20 protein-coding genes and 1 pseudogene are annotated in these 18,239 nt (G+C 39.7%); 13 read left to right on the top strand and 8 right to left on the bottom strand.

Features of this window, described 5'->3' with window-relative positions:
• The first annotated feature begins 6 nt into the window (after positions 1 to 6).
• The 4 genes from DYI81_RS15685 to fghA all read left to right on the top strand — a co-directional run bounded on the left by DYI81_RS15685 (position 7) and on the right by fghA (position 4,039).
• The gene (locus DYI81_RS15685; RefSeq protein WP_106986003.1) at positions 7 to 831 is read left to right on the top strand and encodes an undecaprenyl-diphosphate phosphatase; all 825 of its coding nucleotides are present in this window, start codon (positions 7 to 9) and stop codon (positions 829 to 831) included.
• On the top strand, positions 825 to 1,652 hold the full coding sequence (locus DYI81_RS15680; RefSeq protein ID WP_117008058.1) for a class I SAM-dependent methyltransferase: 828 nt from the start codon (positions 825 to 827) through the stop codon (positions 1,650 to 1,652). The genes DYI81_RS15685 and DYI81_RS15680 overlap by 7 nt, the downstream gene beginning before the upstream one ends.
• A 116-nt stretch (positions 1,653 to 1,768) precedes the next feature.
• Positions 1,769 to 3,172, top strand: a complete 1,404-nt coding sequence (locus DYI81_RS15675) for a C13 family peptidase (protein ID WP_117008057.1) — start codon at positions 1,769 to 1,771, stop codon at positions 3,170 to 3,172.
• A gap of 30 nt (positions 3,173 to 3,202) precedes the next feature.
• Positions 3,203 to 4,039 carry an S-formylglutathione hydrolase gene (gene fghA, locus DYI81_RS15670; RefSeq protein ID WP_117008056.1) on the top strand — a complete coding sequence of 279 codons (837 nt, stop codon included), beginning with the start codon at positions 3,203 to 3,205 and terminating at the stop codon, positions 4,037 to 4,039.
• Positions 4,040 to 4,132: 93 nt separating this feature from the next.
• Here fghA and DYI81_RS15665 read toward each other — a convergent pair whose 3' ends face one another.
• Positions 4,133 to 4,453 carry a DUF2218 domain-containing protein gene (locus DYI81_RS15665; RefSeq protein ID WP_117008055.1) on the bottom strand — a complete coding sequence of 107 codons (321 nt, stop codon included), beginning with the start codon at positions 4,451 to 4,453 and terminating at the stop codon, positions 4,133 to 4,135.
• Positions 4,454 to 4,642: 189 nt separating this feature from the next.
• Between DYI81_RS15665 and rpe the strand changes: the two genes are divergently transcribed.
• The 9 genes from rpe (at position 4,643) to DYI81_RS15620 (ending at position 11,876) form a co-directional block, all read left to right on the top strand.
• On the top strand, positions 4,643 to 5,329 hold the full coding sequence (rpe, locus tag DYI81_RS15660) for a ribulose-phosphate 3-epimerase (RefSeq protein ID WP_106985998.1): 687 nt from the start codon (positions 4,643 to 4,645) through the stop codon (positions 5,327 to 5,329).
• Between the two features lie 422 nt (positions 5,330 to 5,751).
• Positions 5,752 to 6,315: a hypothetical protein gene (locus DYI81_RS15655; RefSeq protein ID WP_130125664.1), complete on the top strand. Its 564-nt coding sequence runs from the start codon at positions 5,752 to 5,754 to the stop codon at positions 6,313 to 6,315.
• A 45-nt stretch (positions 6,316 to 6,360) separates the two neighbouring features.
• On the top strand, positions 6,361 to 8,328 hold the full coding sequence (locus DYI81_RS15650; RefSeq protein WP_117008053.1) for a multicopper oxidase domain-containing protein: 1,968 nt from the start codon (positions 6,361 to 6,363) through the stop codon (positions 8,326 to 8,328).
• A complete protein-coding gene (locus DYI81_RS15645; RefSeq protein WP_117008052.1) occupies positions 8,315 to 8,659 on the top strand; it encodes a hypothetical protein in 345 nt (114 codons plus the stop codon). The genes DYI81_RS15650 and DYI81_RS15645 overlap by 14 nt, the downstream gene beginning before the upstream one ends.
• Positions 8,646 to 9,635: a copper resistance protein B gene (locus tag DYI81_RS15640; protein WP_117008051.1), complete on the top strand. Its 990-nt coding sequence runs from the start codon at positions 8,646 to 8,648 to the stop codon at positions 9,633 to 9,635. The genes DYI81_RS15645 and DYI81_RS15640 overlap by 14 nt, the downstream gene beginning before the upstream one ends.
• A 237-nt stretch (positions 9,636 to 9,872) precedes the next feature.
• The gene (locus DYI81_RS15635) at positions 9,873 to 10,190 is read left to right on the top strand and encodes a multidrug efflux SMR transporter (protein WP_117008050.1); all 318 of its coding nucleotides are present in this window, start codon (positions 9,873 to 9,875) and stop codon (positions 10,188 to 10,190) included.
• Positions 10,191 to 10,277: 87 nt separating this feature from the next.
• Positions 10,278 to 10,595, top strand: a complete 318-nt coding sequence (sugE, locus tag DYI81_RS15630; RefSeq protein ID WP_106986024.1) for a quaternary ammonium compound efflux SMR transporter SugE — start codon at positions 10,278 to 10,280, stop codon at positions 10,593 to 10,595.
• A gap of 136 nt (positions 10,596 to 10,731) precedes the next feature.
• On the top strand, positions 10,732 to 11,412 hold the full coding sequence (locus DYI81_RS15625; protein WP_106985992.1) for a nuclease-related domain-containing protein: 681 nt from the start codon (positions 10,732 to 10,734) through the stop codon (positions 11,410 to 11,412).
• Positions 11,413 to 11,510: 98 nt separating this feature from the next.
• On the top strand, positions 11,511 to 11,876 hold the full coding sequence (locus DYI81_RS15620; protein ID WP_106985991.1) for an SseB family protein: 366 nt from the start codon (positions 11,511 to 11,513) through the stop codon (positions 11,874 to 11,876).
• A 50-nt stretch (positions 11,877 to 11,926) separates the two neighbouring features.
• On the opposite strand, the gene DYI81_RS15615 is transcribed toward DYI81_RS15620, so the two are convergent.
• From DYI81_RS15615 to DYI81_RS15585, 7 genes and pseudogenes are all read right to left on the bottom strand, one after another.
• The gene (locus DYI81_RS15615) at positions 11,927 to 12,859 is read right to left on the bottom strand and encodes a tRNA-dihydrouridine synthase (RefSeq protein WP_178962583.1); all 933 of its coding nucleotides are present in this window, start codon (positions 12,857 to 12,859) and stop codon (positions 11,927 to 11,929) included.
• Positions 12,860 to 13,060: 201 nt separating this feature from the next.
• Positions 13,061 to 15,559 carry a hypothetical protein gene (locus DYI81_RS15610; protein WP_117008049.1) on the bottom strand — a complete coding sequence of 833 codons (2,499 nt, stop codon included), beginning with the start codon at positions 15,557 to 15,559 and terminating at the stop codon, positions 13,061 to 13,063.
• A gap of 17 nt (positions 15,560 to 15,576) precedes the next feature.
• Entirely contained in the window at positions 15,577 to 16,209 is a 633-nt protein-coding gene (locus DYI81_RS15605; RefSeq protein WP_117008048.1) for a hypothetical protein, read from the bottom strand.
• 3 nt (positions 16,210 to 16,212) lie between these two features.
• Positions 16,213 to 16,626: a prepilin-type N-terminal cleavage/methylation domain-containing protein gene (locus DYI81_RS15600; protein ID WP_106985987.1), complete on the bottom strand. Its 414-nt coding sequence runs from the start codon at positions 16,624 to 16,626 to the stop codon at positions 16,213 to 16,215.
• Positions 16,595 to 17,116 (bottom strand): prepilin-type N-terminal cleavage/methylation domain-containing protein, encoded by a 522-nt coding sequence (locus tag DYI81_RS15595; RefSeq protein WP_106985986.1) that lies wholly within the window; start codon positions 17,114 to 17,116, stop codon positions 16,595 to 16,597. Before DYI81_RS15595 ends, DYI81_RS15600 begins: the two co-directional genes overlap by 32 nt.
• A 1-nt stretch (position 17,117) precedes the next feature.
• Complete coding sequence (locus tag DYI81_RS15590) at positions 17,118 to 17,534, bottom strand: type IV pilin protein (protein ID WP_106985985.1); 417 nt, start codon at positions 17,532 to 17,534, stop codon at positions 17,118 to 17,120.
• 597 nt (positions 17,535 to 18,131) lie between these two features.
• Positions 18,132 to 18,239 (bottom strand): annotated as a pseudogene (locus DYI81_RS15585) (IS5/IS1182 family transposase); the annotation flags it as partial.

Raw genomic sequence — 18,239 nt, 5'->3', positions numbered from 1 at the left:
ATAGGTATGGATCTTTTACTGCTGCTCAAAGCGGCAATCATGGGTATTGTTGAAGGTATTACAGAATTTTTGCCTATTTCCAGTACTGGCCACTTAATTCTTGCATCTGAATTAATGGATTTTTGGACCAAAGAGAAAAGCGATGTTTTTGTCATTGCGATTCAAATGGGGGCAATTGCTGCAGTCATCTATGAATATTGGTCGCGTCTTTGGGGTGCTGCAACTGGTATGTTCACAGGTGAACCCAAAGGGCGCCATTTAGGTTTTAGTCTGATTTTAGCCTCGATTCCTATTGTGTTAGTGGGCTTAACTTTTGGACAAACCGTTAAAGATCTACTGTTTAATGATATTGCTGTGGCAATTGGCTTGATCATTGGTGGTTTTATTATTATTTGGATTGAAAAACATCCACCTAAAGTAAATGCACAAGAAGTTGAAAACATTAGTTTTAAAGAAGCCATTTATATTGGTTTAATTCAAGTGTTGTCCTTAATCCCAGGTACATCGCGTTCAGGTGCAACCATTATTGGTGCAATGTTCTTAGGTGTTTCACGTAAAGCAGCCACTGAGTTTTCTTTCTTCTTAGGTATTCCAGTGATTATTGGTGCGGGTCTTTTAGATTTGTATCAAAGCTATCATGTGTTTACTACTACAGAAGATTGGGCAGTTTTAGCTACAGGTCTATTGGTTTCATTTATTTCGGCCTTGGTTTTGATTCGCGTATTGGTGGCTTATGTTGCAAAACGTGATTTCATGGTCTTTGCATGGTACCGAATTGCCTCTGGTTTATTAATTTTATTGTTCGTAATGACAGGCTGGAAATTATGGTAAGCGTTATTCGCTTATACACAGAAGCCGAGTTTGAAGTGAAAGCACAGCAGTTCTCTGCTGTGCTTTCTTCACGTGGTGTAGATGTAAATATTGAGCTTACAGAAAAGCTCAATGCGCGATTCTTTAGACAGCATCCAGATTTAGCTTTATGTGTAGATGCTGATGGTCTTTGGTTATGCGCCAATGGCATGAAAATGCAACCTGATTGGAAAGCTGAAGCTGGACGTTTGAAACGCGCTTCACTCAAGTCTGAAATGATTGCGCGAGCATGTAATCTGTCTGAAAAACCGCGTTTGATTGATGCGACAGCAGGTTTAGGGCATGACAGTTTATTAATGGCGCACTTGGGTGCACACATCACTTTGGTTGAGCGCCATCCTATTTTATTTACCTTGTTGGAAGATTCACAGCAACGTGCGTTGTTGGATCCATTCTTAAAGACGACGGCAGAAAGAATTCGTTTGGTATTTTCTGATTCGGCTGATTTTCTGCAACAGCAAGCCTCAGCACAGCAATTGTATGATGTGGTGTATTTAGATCCGATGTTCCCACAGCGCGATCAAAACCAGCAAGCTGTTAAAAAGCAAGCGCAAGTCAAAAAGCAAATGCAATTACTGCACATGCTTTTGCCTGAAGATGGTGAGATGGATTTAGGTGATAATCTTTTGGCATTGGCACAAAAAGTTGCAAAGCGCGTGGTGGTGAAGCGTCCGCGTTTGGCTGTATTTTTGGCGAATCAAGTCCCGAATCATCAATGGCAAGGCGATGCCTGTCGTTTTGATGCCTATTTCCAGCTAGAGCATGAGACTAAAGTTTCATAATTGCTGTAAAAAACACCAAAGATTTGCTATATATTTGAAAAATAGCATTGATTAAAACCATATCAGGCATAAACTTACAAAGCAAATTAGCGAGCCACAGCTGCCTCTGAATTTCTATGATTGACTTCAAACCCTCCATTAACTTTTGGCATGATTTTAAAAGCAACCAAACTGCAGGTATGTGGCTGTTTCTCGGTTCGAGACGCTCCCTGCAGATTGTACGCCCATCAATTATGCAATTGGTGTTTTGGGGAATTTTGGGAGGCTGTGCCAACAGCTTATTTAGTTGGTTGAGCAACGGACAGGCTGGGGTATTTAACCCGCAAGGTCTGATTAGTTATGCGCTTTGGCCATTTATTGCTTTAATTGTTGGGATCTTCTTATCGCAGCGGATCAACAATCCGCGTTTAATGCTCGTGCCTGCATTATTGTGGCTGGTACTGGATACACACATTATGATGTTCCAGTGCCTGATCCAATTTCTAGGTGATCAAGACTACCTGCCTTATATTTTATATGACTACATTCCAACCTTATTTATAGGCCTGTTTGTATGGCAAAGTTTGGCTGTGGTATGGGTATTTTCACGTGAATTGAAATGGCCGTGGTGGGAGCGTGCGCTGATTATGCTCGCGACCTTATTTACCTTGGTGGTTTGGCAAATATCGGTGAAAGACCAGCCCATTTGGAAGGTTGAAGAATTACCGCCTGCATTTGCCGAAGATGCTTTTTATGCACAAAGTCGCTTACTGAATAAATCCTTAAACGCCGTTCAATATGGTGAATTTGCACAGTCGCATTGGTACTTTTTAGGTGTGGCGGGTGCGAGTTATCAAGATGTTTTTATGTATGAAATCGAACGGATTAAAGAACAGTTTGATACACGATTTGGTACTTTTGGGCGTTCGGTTGAGTTAATTAACCATCCTGCGACCCGTACAGAAATTCCGATTGCCTCGAAAACCAGTATGGGACTTGCATTACGCCGTATTGGTCAGCAAATGAACCGTGAAAGTGATGTGTTATTTTTATATATGACTTCACATGGTTTACCCAATGTATTTGAAATGGAAAATGCACCCTTAGATTTGGCTCAAGTTGATCCAAAATGGTTGCGTGAAACTTTGGATGCATCAGGTATACGTTGGCGTGTGATTGTGATTTCATCGTGCTACTCAGGCAGTTTTGTACCAGCACTGCAAGATGAAAACACATTGATTATTACGGCTTCAGCAGCCGATCGTCAGTCGTTTGGCTGTTCGAGTGAATCTGATTATACTTATTTTGGCCGTGCTTTCTTTGATCAAGCAATGCGCGAGCAAAATTCAATTCAGGGTGCATTTAATCAAGCCAAAGAGACTGTGGCAAAATGGGAAAATGCGCAAGGTTTTGAACCTTCTGAGCCACAATGGTCAATTGGTAAAAATATGCAATTTATGTTGCCACAATTAGAGCAACGCTTATTTCCACCTGCAACCACGGCAACTGCTCAGCAAGAACAAATCGAAGCAAAGCTTTAATCCTGCAATCTTAAGCACAAAGGACGAAACATGAACCTTATACAATCGAATCAATGTTTCCAAGGTGAGCAGAGAATTTATAGGATTGCATCCAATGCTCTAAAAACAACAAGCCGTTTTGGTATTTTTCTTCCTGCACGGGCTTTGGCGGGGCAAGCATGTCCTGCATTATTTTATTTGGCAGGTTTGACCTGCACAGAAGAAACTTTTGCAATTAAAGCACATGCACAGCGTGTGGCTGCGCAATTAGGCATGATTTTAATTAGTCCAGATACCTCACCACGTGGTGATGAGGTTGCAAAGGGTGATCATTGGGACATTGGTCAGGGCGCTGGATTTTATATCAATGCAACTCAAGCACCATGGGCAGCACATTTTCAAATGGAAAGCTTTGTAGCAGATGAGCTTTATGCTTTGATTACGCAAGAATTTCCAGTTGAGCGCAATCAAATAGGCATCTTAGGTCACAGTATGGGCGGGCATGGTGCTTTGACTTTGGCCCTTAAATATCCTGAGAAATTTAAATCAGTCTCTGCATTTGCACCAATTTGTGCACCGAGTCAGTGTCCTTGGGGAGAAAAAGCATTTTCGGCTTACTTGGGTACAGACAAAGCGACTTGGCTTGCACATGATGCAACTGCACTGATTGAAGCTAAAGGTGCTGTATTTAATGAGATTTTAATTGACCAAGGCCTACAAGATCAGTTTTATAGTCAGTTAAATCCTGCCTTATTTAATCAGGCATGTGCAAAGGTAGGGCAAGCCTTAACTTTGCGCGAACATGCGGGCTATGATCATGGTTATTATTTTATTCAAAGTTTTATCGATGATCATTTAAGCTTTCATGCACAGCAATTGAATGCATAATTTTTAGCTTGATTGAATTCAAGAGGCTAAAGGCAAGGTTTTCGACCTTGCCTTTTTTATTTTGCGCCATTGATTGTGCTTAACAGAATGGGATTAGGGCTTAAGTAATTCCACAGGTGTGGATGCCTTACTATGTTGCCATTCAGCATGCAGTGGTTCTTGTGCCATTCGAATGAGATGGTCTAGCACGACCTGTTCTAATCTGACCATGTCTACAGAAGTGTCTAATTCTTGAATAACGACCTGCAAGTGGGTTTCTTTGCAGAGTAACTGAATACGTGCTTGAGGCATCAAAATCTCAAAGCCAGTAGGATATTCAGTGACTTCAAACTTATGTTTCCAATGGTTAAATAAGCGTTTGCCAATACGCTGTGCTTGCAGGGTCTCAATCGCAGTTTGTGAGAGATTCGACATGATGCTTCCAATATTTATAAATAGGAATAATTATCATTTATAATAAGGTGTTTTTTGATTTTTCATGCGCATATTTTAGCAACAGAACGTTTTATTTGTGCAACGATCTGTGCATGGTCGTAGCCAAGCAGGCAGGTGTAGCTTTTGCTATAATAGGCACAATGAGATTTATATAAGCCAGGTTCTTCCATGTCCAAGCCATTTTTAATTGCGCCTTCTATTTTATCTGCAGACTTTGCTCGCTTAGGTGAGGAAGTTGAAAATGTACTTGCTGCAGGTGCAGATGTTGTTCATTTTGATGTGATGGATAATCACTATGTACCTAACCTTACGTTTGGTGCTGGTGTATGTAAAGCACTGAAAAACTACGGCATTAAAGCACCAATCGACGTGCATTTAATGGTGTCACCAGTAGATCGTATGATTGGTGATTTCTTAGAAGCTGGTGCGGACATTATTACTTTTCACCCAGAAGCCAGCGATCATATTGACCGTTCTTTACAGTTAATTAAGTCGGGTGGTGCAAAAGCAGGCTTAGTATTTAACCCTGCAACACCATTGCATTATCTAGATTATGTGTTGGATAAAGTTGACCAAGTTCTTTTGATGAGTGTGAACCCAGGCTTTGGTGGTCAAAAATTCATTCCAATGACTTTGGAAAAATTGCGCCAAGCACGCAAAATTATTGATGCATCTGGCCGTGATATTCGTTTAGAAGTTGACGGTGGAGTTACACCAGCAAATATTCGTGACATCGCTGAAGCGGGTGCGGATATGTTTGTAGCGGGTTCTGCTATTTTTGGTAAGCCAGATTATAAAGCTGTGATTGATGAAATGCGTGCAGAGTTGGCACAAGTCGGTTCAGTACAAGTATAAGTTTTTCCACTTAATACACAGCAAACTGTGGATAACTTTATGGATATCTGTGTAGATAACTAGGTGGATAACTGGGTGGATAAATCGTTTAATTAATAAGCATTTTAAGCTCAATAGTTTATAAATTAGACAAAAAATGTATAAAAAGGACTCAATCGAGTCCTTTTTATACGTCTGAAGTCTTTAAGAATATGGGCTTTTATTAATCTTTTGTTTAAAAAATAGCTGTTTAAAAAATAACTTTATTGTTTTAATGCGTCTGAATTTTACGAAATTGAAATGGTTAAATTAAATTTAAAAAGCTGTGTATAACTCATAAAGAACAGATTTTGCTTTATGTGCATTATTCGGGATAGAATGATGTAAATTGAAATAAAACTTTGTATAGACATAAGCTTTATTCGTCATTGGGGATGAGCAAGGTGCTTCATTTTTTGTATCGACATCGTGTATTTGTCATGTTGATGGCTTTTGTCATCAGCTGGAGCAGTGCCGTGTCTGCAATGCAAATCCCAATGCAATATTTTATGTCGATGCAAAAACTGAGTGTTAATACCAGTATGCTTCATGCAGAAAAAACACAGGCGCATGTTGACGCTGAAACAACTTCAGTCAACGTCGATCATAGCTCTTCGCATTCTGTACATGAGGTGCAATTGGCTACGAAGCATTTGCCTGAGCATGGCGCATCGACCATGTTAATGTCGGACTGCCATCAGCAATCGAAACCGTCCTCTCATTCTGATACCACTAAAGCAATGCCATTGGCGCATTGTGATTTATCGAATAGCACGCTTAAACATAAAGATGGCTGCCAAGTTTGTGCGCAGTGGCATTGCCAAATGATGTTGGTTGCAGTGGAATTAACGCCGAATGAATGGGTAGAACCACGCTCAGTGGAATTTAAATCTGCGCTCGTTAGTCCTTATGCTGCACAGCATTTACAGGGCTATTGGCAAGAAATTTTACGTCCTCCCAAAGCTTAATCTGAATTTAAAACGCATTCTCGCAATTTAAACAAAGGTTAAGTTATGTCTACAGTATTTAAATACCTTGTGCTTGGGTCTTGCCTCAGCATCTCCGCAGGGGCGTTCGCTGCGGTCAAAGAATATCAACTCAATATTGATGAACAGTTGATTAATGTGACAGGTAAGCCTGTCAAACGCATTACGGTCAATGGCCAGTTTCCTGCACCTCAACTCGAATTTGAAGAGGGTGATGAGGCGGTCATTCGGGTAAAAAATCATTTAAAAACACAGGATTCTTCAATTCATTGGCATGGGCTTTTACTGCCTGGACTGATGGATGGTGTTCCTGGATTTAATGGCTTTACTGGAATTCGTCCCAATCAAGAATTTGTCTACAAATTTAAAGTTCGCCAAAGTGGTACCTATTGGTATCACGCCCATTCTAAGGGGCAAGAGCAAGATGGTTTGTATGGGCCTTTGGTGATTTATCCAAAAGGCAAAAAGCCTTTGGCTAGTCATGAACAAGCAGAGCGCGATTATGTGGTCATGTTGTCTGATTTTCATGAAAAAACCAGCGCAGAATTACAAAAAAACCTAAAAATTTCAGCGGAATATTATCAAAATCAGCGTGAAACACTGCCCGATGTTTGGAAGCAAGTTAAACGAGATGGTCTAAAAGCGACATGGTCTGATCGCAAAATGTGGAATCAGATGCGTATGCTCAAAACAGATTTGTCTGATGTTACGGGCTATACCTTTTTGGTCAATGGAAAGACAGCTGAGCAAAACTGGACGGGTATGTTTAAACCGAATGAGAAAGTTCGTTTACGCTTTATTAATGCTTCAGCAATGTCATTTTTTGATGTGCGTATACCCAATTTAAGCATGACCGTGGTGAGTGCTGATGGTCAAGCTGTGAAACCAGTAAATGTAGACGAATTCCGTATTGGGGCGGCAGAAACTTATGATGTGATTGTGCAGCCTAAGGCGGCACATTATCAAATAGAAGCAGAGTCGATTGACCGTTCAGGCTTTGCAGTAGGAACATTGCATAATGAGTTGAGCCCTCTGATGCAGGGCATACAACGACCGCGAGCGCGCCCACGTGCCTTACTCAGTATGGCCGACATGGGACATGGGTCTTCTACAGATCATAACACGATGGATCATTCCAAAATGAACCATGATGCGATGCCTGAAATGGATCATTCCAAAATGAACCATGAAGCGATGTCTGAAATGGACCATTCAAAAATGAACCATGATGCGATGTCTGCAATGGATCATTCCAAAATGAACCATGAAGCGATGTCTGCAATGGATCATTCCAAAATGAACCACGAAGCAATGTCTGAAATGGACCATTCCAAAATGAACCATGAAGCGATGTCTGAAATGGATCATTCCAAAATGAACCATGAAGCGATGTCTGAAATGGATCATTCATACATGAAGCATGCTTCGTCTGAAACAGCGTCAAGCACAGCACCTGTATATGGATGGGCAAATGCCTCTACACCAAAAGGGGACAAGGCACTACAGTACAGTGACCTCAAAGCATTAAATCCGCAGACGGATACCCGTGAAGCAAGCAGTGAATTGGTGATCCATCTTGGAGGCACGATGGAGCGCTATATTTGGACTATTAACGGTAAAAAGTTTAGTGATGCTGAACCTTTAAAAGTGAAATATGGCGAGCGTATTCGCATTAAATTTGTCAATGACAGCATGATGGCGCATCCAATGCATTTACATGGCATGTTTATGCAATTGGAAAATGGCCAATCTGCCTCAGATATGCCGAATAAGCATACGATTATTGTGCCACCTGCTCAAACAGTCACAGCATTGCTGACTGCGGATGAGTTGGGAGAGTGGGCGATTCACTGCCATCTGCTGTATCACATGAGTGTAGGGATGATGAGTAAATTGATCGTTGCGAATGTCAGTGATGCAGACGTATCGACTTTACCACACGCCACTCAAACTACGACAACACCAACTCAAGGAGATGCACATGCGCACCATTAATTTGCGTTTCTTACACTTTGCTGGCGTATTACTCATGGCTTTGAGCAGTGGTGTCGCAATGGCTCAGACACAAACACAGTCCAAAAAAGAACCATCTGAAGTGGCTTCAATGTCTATGGATCATAGTCACATGATGCATCAGGACATGGCTATGCATTCAATGTCACAGGCAGACATGATGCACCCACAAATGTCACATGCACAGCACGATGTTGCTGAACATCAATCTCAGCCTAGCGAAGCTCAATTGGTACAGAAAGATCAACAACCGCAATCTAAAAGTAGTTCAAAGCATCTAACAGAGGGAGAAAAAACGCATGCGCAACATTAATGATATTTCTTTCTCTGTGCTTGCACAGTCAGTACTTGCGACTACTTTAGTCCTGACCAGTGGGTTTAGTCAGGCGAAGTCGTCTGCTCAAGTAACAATGCCAATGATGTCGGATCATCCGCATTCGCATCACGAGATGATGGATATGGAGTCTCCATCTGCATCTGAACCAAACACAGCTACGAGCGCTGACATGGCAATGCCAGAACATTCTCAACAGCCTGCTCAAATGTCACATCAGCACGCTATGTTAGATTCATTGCAACATAGCGCTGAACAAGTGCCACACGAAGGCCACGATCACCGTAAAGAACATGGTGCCCAAGTCTATGCAGTGACAACCATTGATAGCCAATGGCGCATGAATAATGATGATCAGGGGATATGGAAAACAGAGCTAGAAAGCCGAATTGGGACTGATGAAAATAAGATCTTTTTTAAACTTCATGCGGATCGACCTGAATCGGAAGAGCTAAGTTTAGAGGCAAAGCTGTTGTATAGCCGCATGATCTCAGATTTTTGGGATGCCCAAGTCGGTGTGCAGTACCGCGCTGAAAAGGTGCAAATGAATGCACAGTATACGGACACGGAAGAACAACTAGATGCGGTTATGGGGCTACATGGTCTTGCGCCGTATTTTTTTGAAACCAATGCTTATTTATATATGGGCGCAGACCAATATGTCGCATTGAGTTTGGAAACTGAGCGTGATTTGCTTTTAAGCCAAAAGCTCATTTTAAAGCCCTATTTAGATTTAAGCATTGTTTTGAGTGATGAATCTAAATATGCGCAAAAAACGGGCTTAAGTCGTGCAACAGCAGGCTTAGAAGCACGTTATGAAATTAGTAAAAAGGTGATGCCTTATGTCGACATTGCTTATGAATATAGTAAAGGCCATACTGAAAACTTATGGCAGTCGAAAGAGCCAACCGATCAAGCATGGTCGTATGGAGCCGGTATTCGCTTCAAATTTTAAGAATTTGACCGACGACTACTCGACTTAAATCTGCATAGGCCTTTGAAGAGATCAATTCAAAGGCCTACTTTTTGTAGGTTTGTTTTAGGTCATAAAATGTAAAAAATGCTCTAAAATGATTCGAAAATAGTTATGATTGCACCATTAGAAGGAGGAACGACCTCCCTCATTTTTGCCACAATGTGAAAATGAGAAAAATCGTCAGGACGACCTGACTCTATAGAAGGAGCAGGCATCGTGGCTTGGATAGTTCTCGTTTTTGCAGGTGTTTTTGAAATTATTTGGGCATATACAATGAAAATGTCCGAAGGTTTTACAAAACTGAGTCCCAGCATTATTACATTAGTTTTCATGGTTTTAAGTTTTGGCTTATTGGCCTATGCCATGCGAACTTTGCCTTTGGGAACCGCCTATACCATTTGGACTGGCATTGGTGCCATTGGCTCATTTGCCGTAGGTATTTTTGTACTAGGTGAGCCAGCAACGGCTATGCGAATGTTGGCAGCTGTACTGATTATTTCTGGCTTAGTGCTGATGAAGTTTTCATCCTCTTAATGTGTATTCTAAGTGCCATCTCAAATTGAGTTGGCACTTTTTTGTGTCGATTTTTTAGTTTTAATTGTTCAACAGGGCAAGGGTAGTATGGCTTGGGTTTTATTAATTGTAGCGGGTATGTTGGAAGTGGTTTGGGCTTATTGTATGAAAGTGTCCGATGGATTTACTAAGCTTACACCCAGCATATTGACCATCATTTTTATGATAGCGAGCTTTGCGCTGTTGTCTTATGCCATGAAGTCTTTGCCCTTAGGTACGGCTTATACCGTCTGGACAGGTATTGGTGCGGTGGGCTCATTTGCTGTGGGCATTCTGTTTTTAGGTGAGCCAGCCTCAGCCATGCGAATGTTGGCCGCGGTACTGATTATTTCAGGTTTGGTATTAATGAAGCTTTCGTCAGCTTAAAGCAAACAACTCACTATACGATCTTAAATTTGAATAAATAGCGTACAGATTTTTTTATTTTTTTAAAAATTAATTTATAAAATAATGCTTTAGATGGGTATGATGTCTTTAAATAAATCATACTCAATTCATCTAAATGAATATTACACAAATGCTGATGCCCCTATTCGCCCAGATGTGGTGGATGATTCTACTTATTTTTATTGCAGCTGCATTCAAAGTATTTAAGCCTATTTTAAAAGGGAAATTCGGTGAGTTTGCAGTCAGTGCGCATGTCAAACTGTATTTGGACAAAGAGCAATATACTTTATTAAATGATTGTACCTTGCCAGATGCACAAAATCAGACCACACAAATAGATCATATTTTATTAAGTCCTTATGGCATTTTTGTGGTGGAAACTAAAAACTACAAAGGCTGGATTTTTGGTAGCGAACGTCAAAAAATGTGGACACAAAAGATTTATAAAAGTAGCTACAAATTTCAAAATCCATTGCATCAGAATTATAAGCATCAAAAAGTTTTAGAACAGATTTTGGCTGATATTTTAGAGCCTCATTTGATTCATTCTATTGTGGTTTTTATGCCGGATTGTGAGTTTAAAACCAGCATGCCTGACAATGTATTTCGCGGTGCAACTTGGATAGATTATGTAAAAACCTTTAAAGAACCCTGTATATCAGCCATGAAACTTAAACGTATTCAGCGACGCTTAGAACAGGAAATTTTAGAAAAATCTTGGAAAACACAACGTCAACATGTCAAAAATTTACAACAGGCCAAAGCGGATATGGATAGAGAGAGTTCGCTCAAGTGAATGTTTATTGGGGGAATTACAGCGTATAACACGTTTTGTGATCTGAGGTTCTTTTGTTATGATACGAGGCAATAACAACACACAGAAAAATACAACAAATGACCACATCTAATTTAGCAAATTTATTTTTACAAGCATCAGAAGACCCTGAATTAACGCCACAATTTTTACAGCAATTATTAATGGCAGATATTTATGCGCTTGGTACTGAGCAAACTAATGGACGCATTCAATTTCGCATGTTGGAAACAGAGCATGGGGAACAAGCGATCCCTTTCTTTTTAGACGCAGACACCATTTATACGGATTTAGGGGATGAACCTTTTATTCATTTGCCGACACGAAAATTATTTGAAATGACACAGGGAGCAATTTTAGTTCTGAATCCGACTTCAGACGTGTCGAAAGAGTTTTCACCTCAGGAAATCGATTTTTTACTACAAACAATGCATGTGGCGCTGTAAAAGATGGGTAGCTCAACGCCAATAAAGCCCTTCATTTGAAGGGCTTTTGATTATTGGTGCTGTTGTAGCTTTTGCACAATATCGATAAGTGGTTTAACTTTTTTAACGTCATCCCAAAGCACTTTGGCTTCAGGATAATGTTTGGACATCATGCCAAGCCATTGTTTATAGCGTCCCACCATATTGATTTCTTTCTTATAGGGGCCACTCAAAAAACGGATTTGGAGCTGAATCAGTTCTTCCCATGTAATGAGTGCTTCGTCAGTGTTTTTACGGATACATTGGGTAATATCTGGTGTCGTCACGGCTGCGCGTCCAATCATCAAATCTTCACAGCCAGACTCTCGCTGACACTGTTTAGCGTCTGCATTGGTCCAAATTTCGCCATTGGCAATCACATTAATTTTTAAGCTTTCACGAATAGGTTGCAGTAAATCCCAAAATGCAGGCGGGGTATAGCCATCTGCTTTGGTACGTGCATGAACAGTGACCCATGAAGCACCTGCATCTTCAATAGCATGCGCATTTTCTAAGGTAAAGTTACGGTCGAGATAACCAAGACGCATTTTGGCAGAAACAGGAATATGGGCTGGTACAGCATCACGAACGGCTTTGACCAGTTCATGCACGACTTCTGGTTCATCCAGTAATACAGAGCCACCACGGTGTCGATTCACTGTTTTAGCAGGGCAACCAAAGTTCATGTCGATCGCTGGCGCACCAAGCTCAACTGCTCGGACAGCATTGGCTGCGAGCATGTCGGGATTGTTACCTAAAAATTGTACATGCACGGGTGTGCCAGCAGCCGTTTTACCTTCGGTTAAGAGTTCAGGGCAATAGCTGTGATAGACATGGTCAGGCAATACGGAATCCGTCACACGAATGAACTCAGTTACACACCAGTCAAAGCTTCCGACGGATGTGAGTACATCACGCATAATGGGATCTGTTAAGCCTTCCATGGGCGCAAGAACAAGTTTCAATGTGACCTGCCTATGTGTTGAAAATCGAAGGCTGTTATACGGTTTTTTAGGTCTGATGTCCAGCGGTGATAATTTTTAAAATTATAAGATACAGCTTTTTGCTTTGAGCTAAATTTTTTATCCGAAATTTTGAGTGAGGTTGTGAATTTGAAGATAAAAAAGCCAGCTCAACAATGCTGTTGAGCTGGCTGGATGTTAGTTTTATAGGTACCTAGACCACTGCACTTTTGAGCTTGATGCTTTTAAGCCATTACCTGTATTTGGCGTACCTGATCCATCACCATTTTTAGATGGGACAGTAATCTTTGTACCGCCTAATATATGGTTTGCAATAAGACCACCATCTACACCTTGGGTTCCAATATTTCCAGTAATAGCATTGGTATTATTTGTAATACCACAGGCTGCAGAAGTAGTTACACCTTTACGGCTAAGAACATCACCATAAATACGGGTACATGCGCCAATATGAATTTGATCATTTGCCATTAATGCTACACGGCCTAAATCTAATTTATCAATTGACTTACCGTCAATAGTGACTTTTTTATTGGTTTGATCAGGATTTTTGTCCATATTTAAAAGGAATTCATTGTCATTTTTACACAGGTTCACTGGTACTAAATAGCGCTCTGACAATGTTGTTGGTGTTGTCGCAGTAATTGTAAGATCAATGTTATTTACGGTTTTTAAACGGCGGTTACAGATCAAACCAACTTTGTCGGCACCTTCACGTACAACTTCATAAGGGGCATAAATACGCGGAGAGAAGGCGATAGACCAAATTTCTCCTTCTGCTAAGAAGCTATTGGTATAGGCATTCGTTAAGCTGTCAGCTTGCCAGTTGGCTGCGCCTGCGAACTCTAAAGTACCTTCAAAATACATGATCCCAGGTGCGAGTGTGGCATTGTCCAGTGAAGATGGATTCATAATCGAGCGTACACGCCATCTATTTAAAATATTGCCATAACCGTAATCGTCATCTATTCCTAGGGTTTTGCCAATACTAATTCGAGGCAGATAACCAATGATTTCACTGCTGCATTTTCCATTGGTCACAGTAAGACAAATCGCTCCAGTATAAGTTTTTCCATTAAATGTATAATCACCGATTGAAAAGCCTTGAGAGTTGATAGATTGTTTAGTTCCATCGGCATTCAAAATATATTGACTATTATTTTCATAAATATAAGTCAGCGTATTCGCTTTGTTTTTTAATTGGTTGAGGTATACGCGGTCAAACTTGCCACTTTTAGTGAAAATATAGTTGGCTTCTTGTTTGTAGACGGTTACATCAACTTTAGTTTCAAATGCTGTACTGTCACTAATACCTTTCCGTATGCCTTGCTCATTAATGGTCACAGTTGGAGCTGTCATTACATTAAAAAATGGAGAAAGCTGAGTTTGTTTCTTATAAGTAGAACCGGATGTAGCAAACAAAGAAACATCAATATCTGAGCCAACGACATAAATATCTTTTGCACTTGCTCCAAGCCCAATCACTTGAACTTTTCCTGCAGATTTAATATGACCAGCATTGCTACCAGTATGCACTTCAACATTACCTTTTGCTGTAATGTCATCGGTTTTACCACCTAGCCACAGCTCAACAGCTCCTAATGTTTCTACGTTTTTAGCGCGGGCATTAACTCCTGTTACAGTAACTTTTCCGCCAGCTTTAATATTACCTGCTGTATTATCGGTGTGAATCTCAACTTCACCTTTAGCAAAAATATCTTGTGATTTACTTCCAGTCCATAAAGAAACATCTTTATTCGATTCAATTTTTCCAGCTGTAGCCCCAGTGTTGAGACTGACCCAGCCATTGGCTTTAATATCTTTTACTGTTGAAGCGCTGATGGTCACATTGCCCATGGTTTCAATATTGTCTGCTTTAGACCAGCCACTAAGCTCGACGTTGCCAATGGATTGAATATTTTTAGCTGTTGCACTTGTATAGAGAGTTACAGTGCTCAGCGCTTTGATATCTCCAAAATTATCGCCTGTTAATAATGTAACTTTTCCTCTCGAAGTGACATTAATAATGGCATCACCGCAGTTTTGAGCGCCACAATCGATGTATACATCTCCAGTTGCATTGATATTCAGCTCAGAAATATTTTTGGTTTTAAATAGAAGATTGAGAGCGAGGTTGCCGTCAACATTGAGTGTCACTTTGGCATTTGGTGATTCAGACTCGATTAACGTCGCCCCTGTAAATACGGTGTTGCCACCGAAGTTAATTGCGCTATTTTCGCTGACAACAGCAACTGTTCCATTAGTTAAGGTCAAATTATAGATTACTTCAATAGTCGTTGCCGCTTGAGAGCTTAAGTTGTTTGAACTGATATTTGCAGTAACCGTACAGGCTGCTCCTTCAGTTGTACAGCCGGAAACACGGATATTTTTGGCAATAATTTCTTTTTTGTTTGCATCAGATCTTAGGGTAATGCTTCGCCCGTTCAATGCTGGAATATTCGTTGCATTTATTTTGCCCTGATTCAATAAATATTCTTTAAATGCACTTACACCAGCCCAGCCCATAAGCTGTGCATTGGTTTGTGCGTGAGCTGCCACACCTGCTTCACGGTTAGTGACTAAGGTTTTTGCGACAGTTGCTGTAAGCAGCATGACAGTGATGCCAATGAGCAATACTAGAAGTACGGTTGCCATGCCTTGCTGTTTTTTTAAAGTATGCATTGCTCATCCCTCACTTTCTAAGTTGAAGTTATATTGTTAAGACAGATTACATTTTGAATATTTTGACCAATTCCAGTCATATACTGGCGTGTTGCTGTGAGTGTAATTTGCTTTAGCCCAGTGCCAGATGCTTTTTCAATACCAAATGGGGAGCATCCAGTGCCTGATGTAATCGCATATTGATAAATAGGTGTAGCTGTACTATTTCTTATGGCTATAATGGATTGATCTTTTTCCCATGTTCCAGATGTAATAGCTTCTGTCGTACCACACGCTGTTTTTTTCAAAAGGACAAGACGATGAATTTTTTGTCCATCTTCTGTTGTAACAACCTCGCCAATTCCCTTACATTCATAGGAAAGTGGTGTTGTATTAATTTCTTTCACTGAACGCCAAAAAATTGCTGGATTACCAGAATATGTACCTGAAGCAATATCTGATTGTTGACCAGAGCCGAAGCCAGCATTCTGGACATATTTTTGAATAGTTAACATACCAGATTGTAACTGTGCATCGTATTCAGCATCTTGTGTTGAACTTACACTCACTTGAGTCAGTTGTTTAAATAGCATGAGCATGGTGACCATACACAGCATGGCAATTACTATTCCAACAAGTAGTTCGATAATCGTAAAACCATTTCTAAGCATGATTTATCTCCCTACCATATAGCAGTTATCACTTGCCGTTCCATTTGCACATGTTTGAGCTTCAGCAAGAGTTGTGCTTACAGCAAGTACAGGCCACTGTGTCTCTGTTGTACCCATATTTATTTTTTCAATTGCACATGCTGTATAGTAGGTTTTGCTGGCTAAAACAAAACTGTCTTTGTTTACAGCATTGCAAACGCTACCTGTGTCTGTATTGTTTAGTGCATTTTGCAATTTAGATTGCATCATATTAATAATAATAAAATTAGTATTTAGGTCTTTTTGAGTAGTGAGCATTTTGCTGATTGCAGCGCCACTACCAAGAATGACGATAGAAAAAAGCATAAGACCAACTAAGGCTTCGAGTAAGGTAAAGCCTTGCTCTTTATAAGATATAGATGTCAGCTGTTTCATCATTTTTTCCTACCTTAAATGCTGTTGCTAGGTCACTTGAGCACCCACTACCTGAAACAAGTATGAGTACACCAGCCGAATTAAAAGACATACACTGAAAGTTATATGTACCCTGTTTAATAAAAATATCTTTAGAAAGTGGAAATGTACGTAAAAGGGTATTACTGCTTGCTGATGGGCTGGAAGGAACATCACATACATCAGTCGAGTTGAACGCGGTACGTATAATATTTAATGTATTGGTTGTGCTATCTAAGCAAACACTGACGGATGAATTACTCATTAATTGATTATTGCTATTGCGTAGTGCAGAGGCTTTTGCTTGCGTCACAGCAGTTTTAAAGGTTGTGAGTGCACTATTGACTTGGCTACGGTCAACCCAAGTACGCGTAAGTGAAGAACCAAGCATTAACAAAATGGAAAAAAGTCCAATTGTGATCATCAGCTCAATGAGCGTGAAACCTGTTTGTGCAGTCGGATGTTGTATTTTCATATCATTTCATCCATTCAGTGACTGAGCCGCAACCAGAGATTGTTTTTACACTCTGGTTATTTAGAGTGAGAGTACAGCCAGAAACTTTCGTTTCATTGCCCGTTGCAGTGAGTGTGTATGTTGAACCATCTGTAGATACATATTTATATTCAAATGCATTTGAAGATGGTGCCCAACTTTTAAATACTGTGTTTGCTACTAAAGCACTGCTGGTTGTTAGTGAAGCCGTAGGATAATTAAGTGTACGTTGATAATTATTCTCTGCAGAAAGTGATAATGCGATGAGATTTGATTGCGCTTCTTTAATTTTTGAACGAGTGATGTAGTTTTGATAGCTTGGAATAGCAATGGATGCCAATATTGCAATAATTACCACCGCAATAATTAATTCTATTAAAGTAAATCCGTTCTTATTCATATTTACCTCATCACGGTAATTAATTTTTACTTGTCTATATTGAGAATGTTTTTAGTTTAATCATGAAACACTATTTGCACAATAGTGAGAAATACATCTCAAAAATGCAACGATAAAGTAAAGTAATTTAAAGTTATGTAAGTATTTGTAACTATGTTTTTGTATTTTAGTGTAATATTCAAGTTTATTTTGTTGTATTTGTATTGGTTTAAATTTTATTTGTATTTGAAATATAACAATAAATATTGTTTTTAAAATCCATAGAATGTGAATATTGTCGTTAAATATTTAGATTTATAGATTTTTTCTGTGTATTTGTGTGTGCGGGTATAAATATTTTACTTTTAATTTTAAATAGATTTTATTTTTAAATTTAATTAAACAATATAATTTACTTTTTGGTTGATTATGCCAATCAATTTGAGATTAATTTTTTTACTGAGAAATAGGCTTCGGGATTAATTTATTGTGTAAGTCTCGGTTTGTGGGTTTTTGTTGATTTATTTATCATTTTACAGGGTGTGATTATAATTTATAAACGATAAAAAAAAGAGCATATTTGCATATACTCTTTTTTAAATAGACTTCTTTCATAAGTCATTTTTCACTCAGTTCCATATTATAGATTCCCGCAATTAAATTGAATCTTAAGCCCAATCTTTTGCCACGGTTACGATATCGCTCAGCAAGGATTTTGAAGGTTTT

This window comes from Acinetobacter sp. SWAC5 (genome assembly GCF_003419885.1).
Classification (GTDB): Bacteria; Pseudomonadota; Gammaproteobacteria; order Pseudomonadales; family Moraxellaceae; genus Acinetobacter; species Acinetobacter cumulans.
The sequence above is the reverse complement of the archived record's forward strand: the minus strand, read 5'-3'. Positions and strand labels throughout refer to the sequence as shown.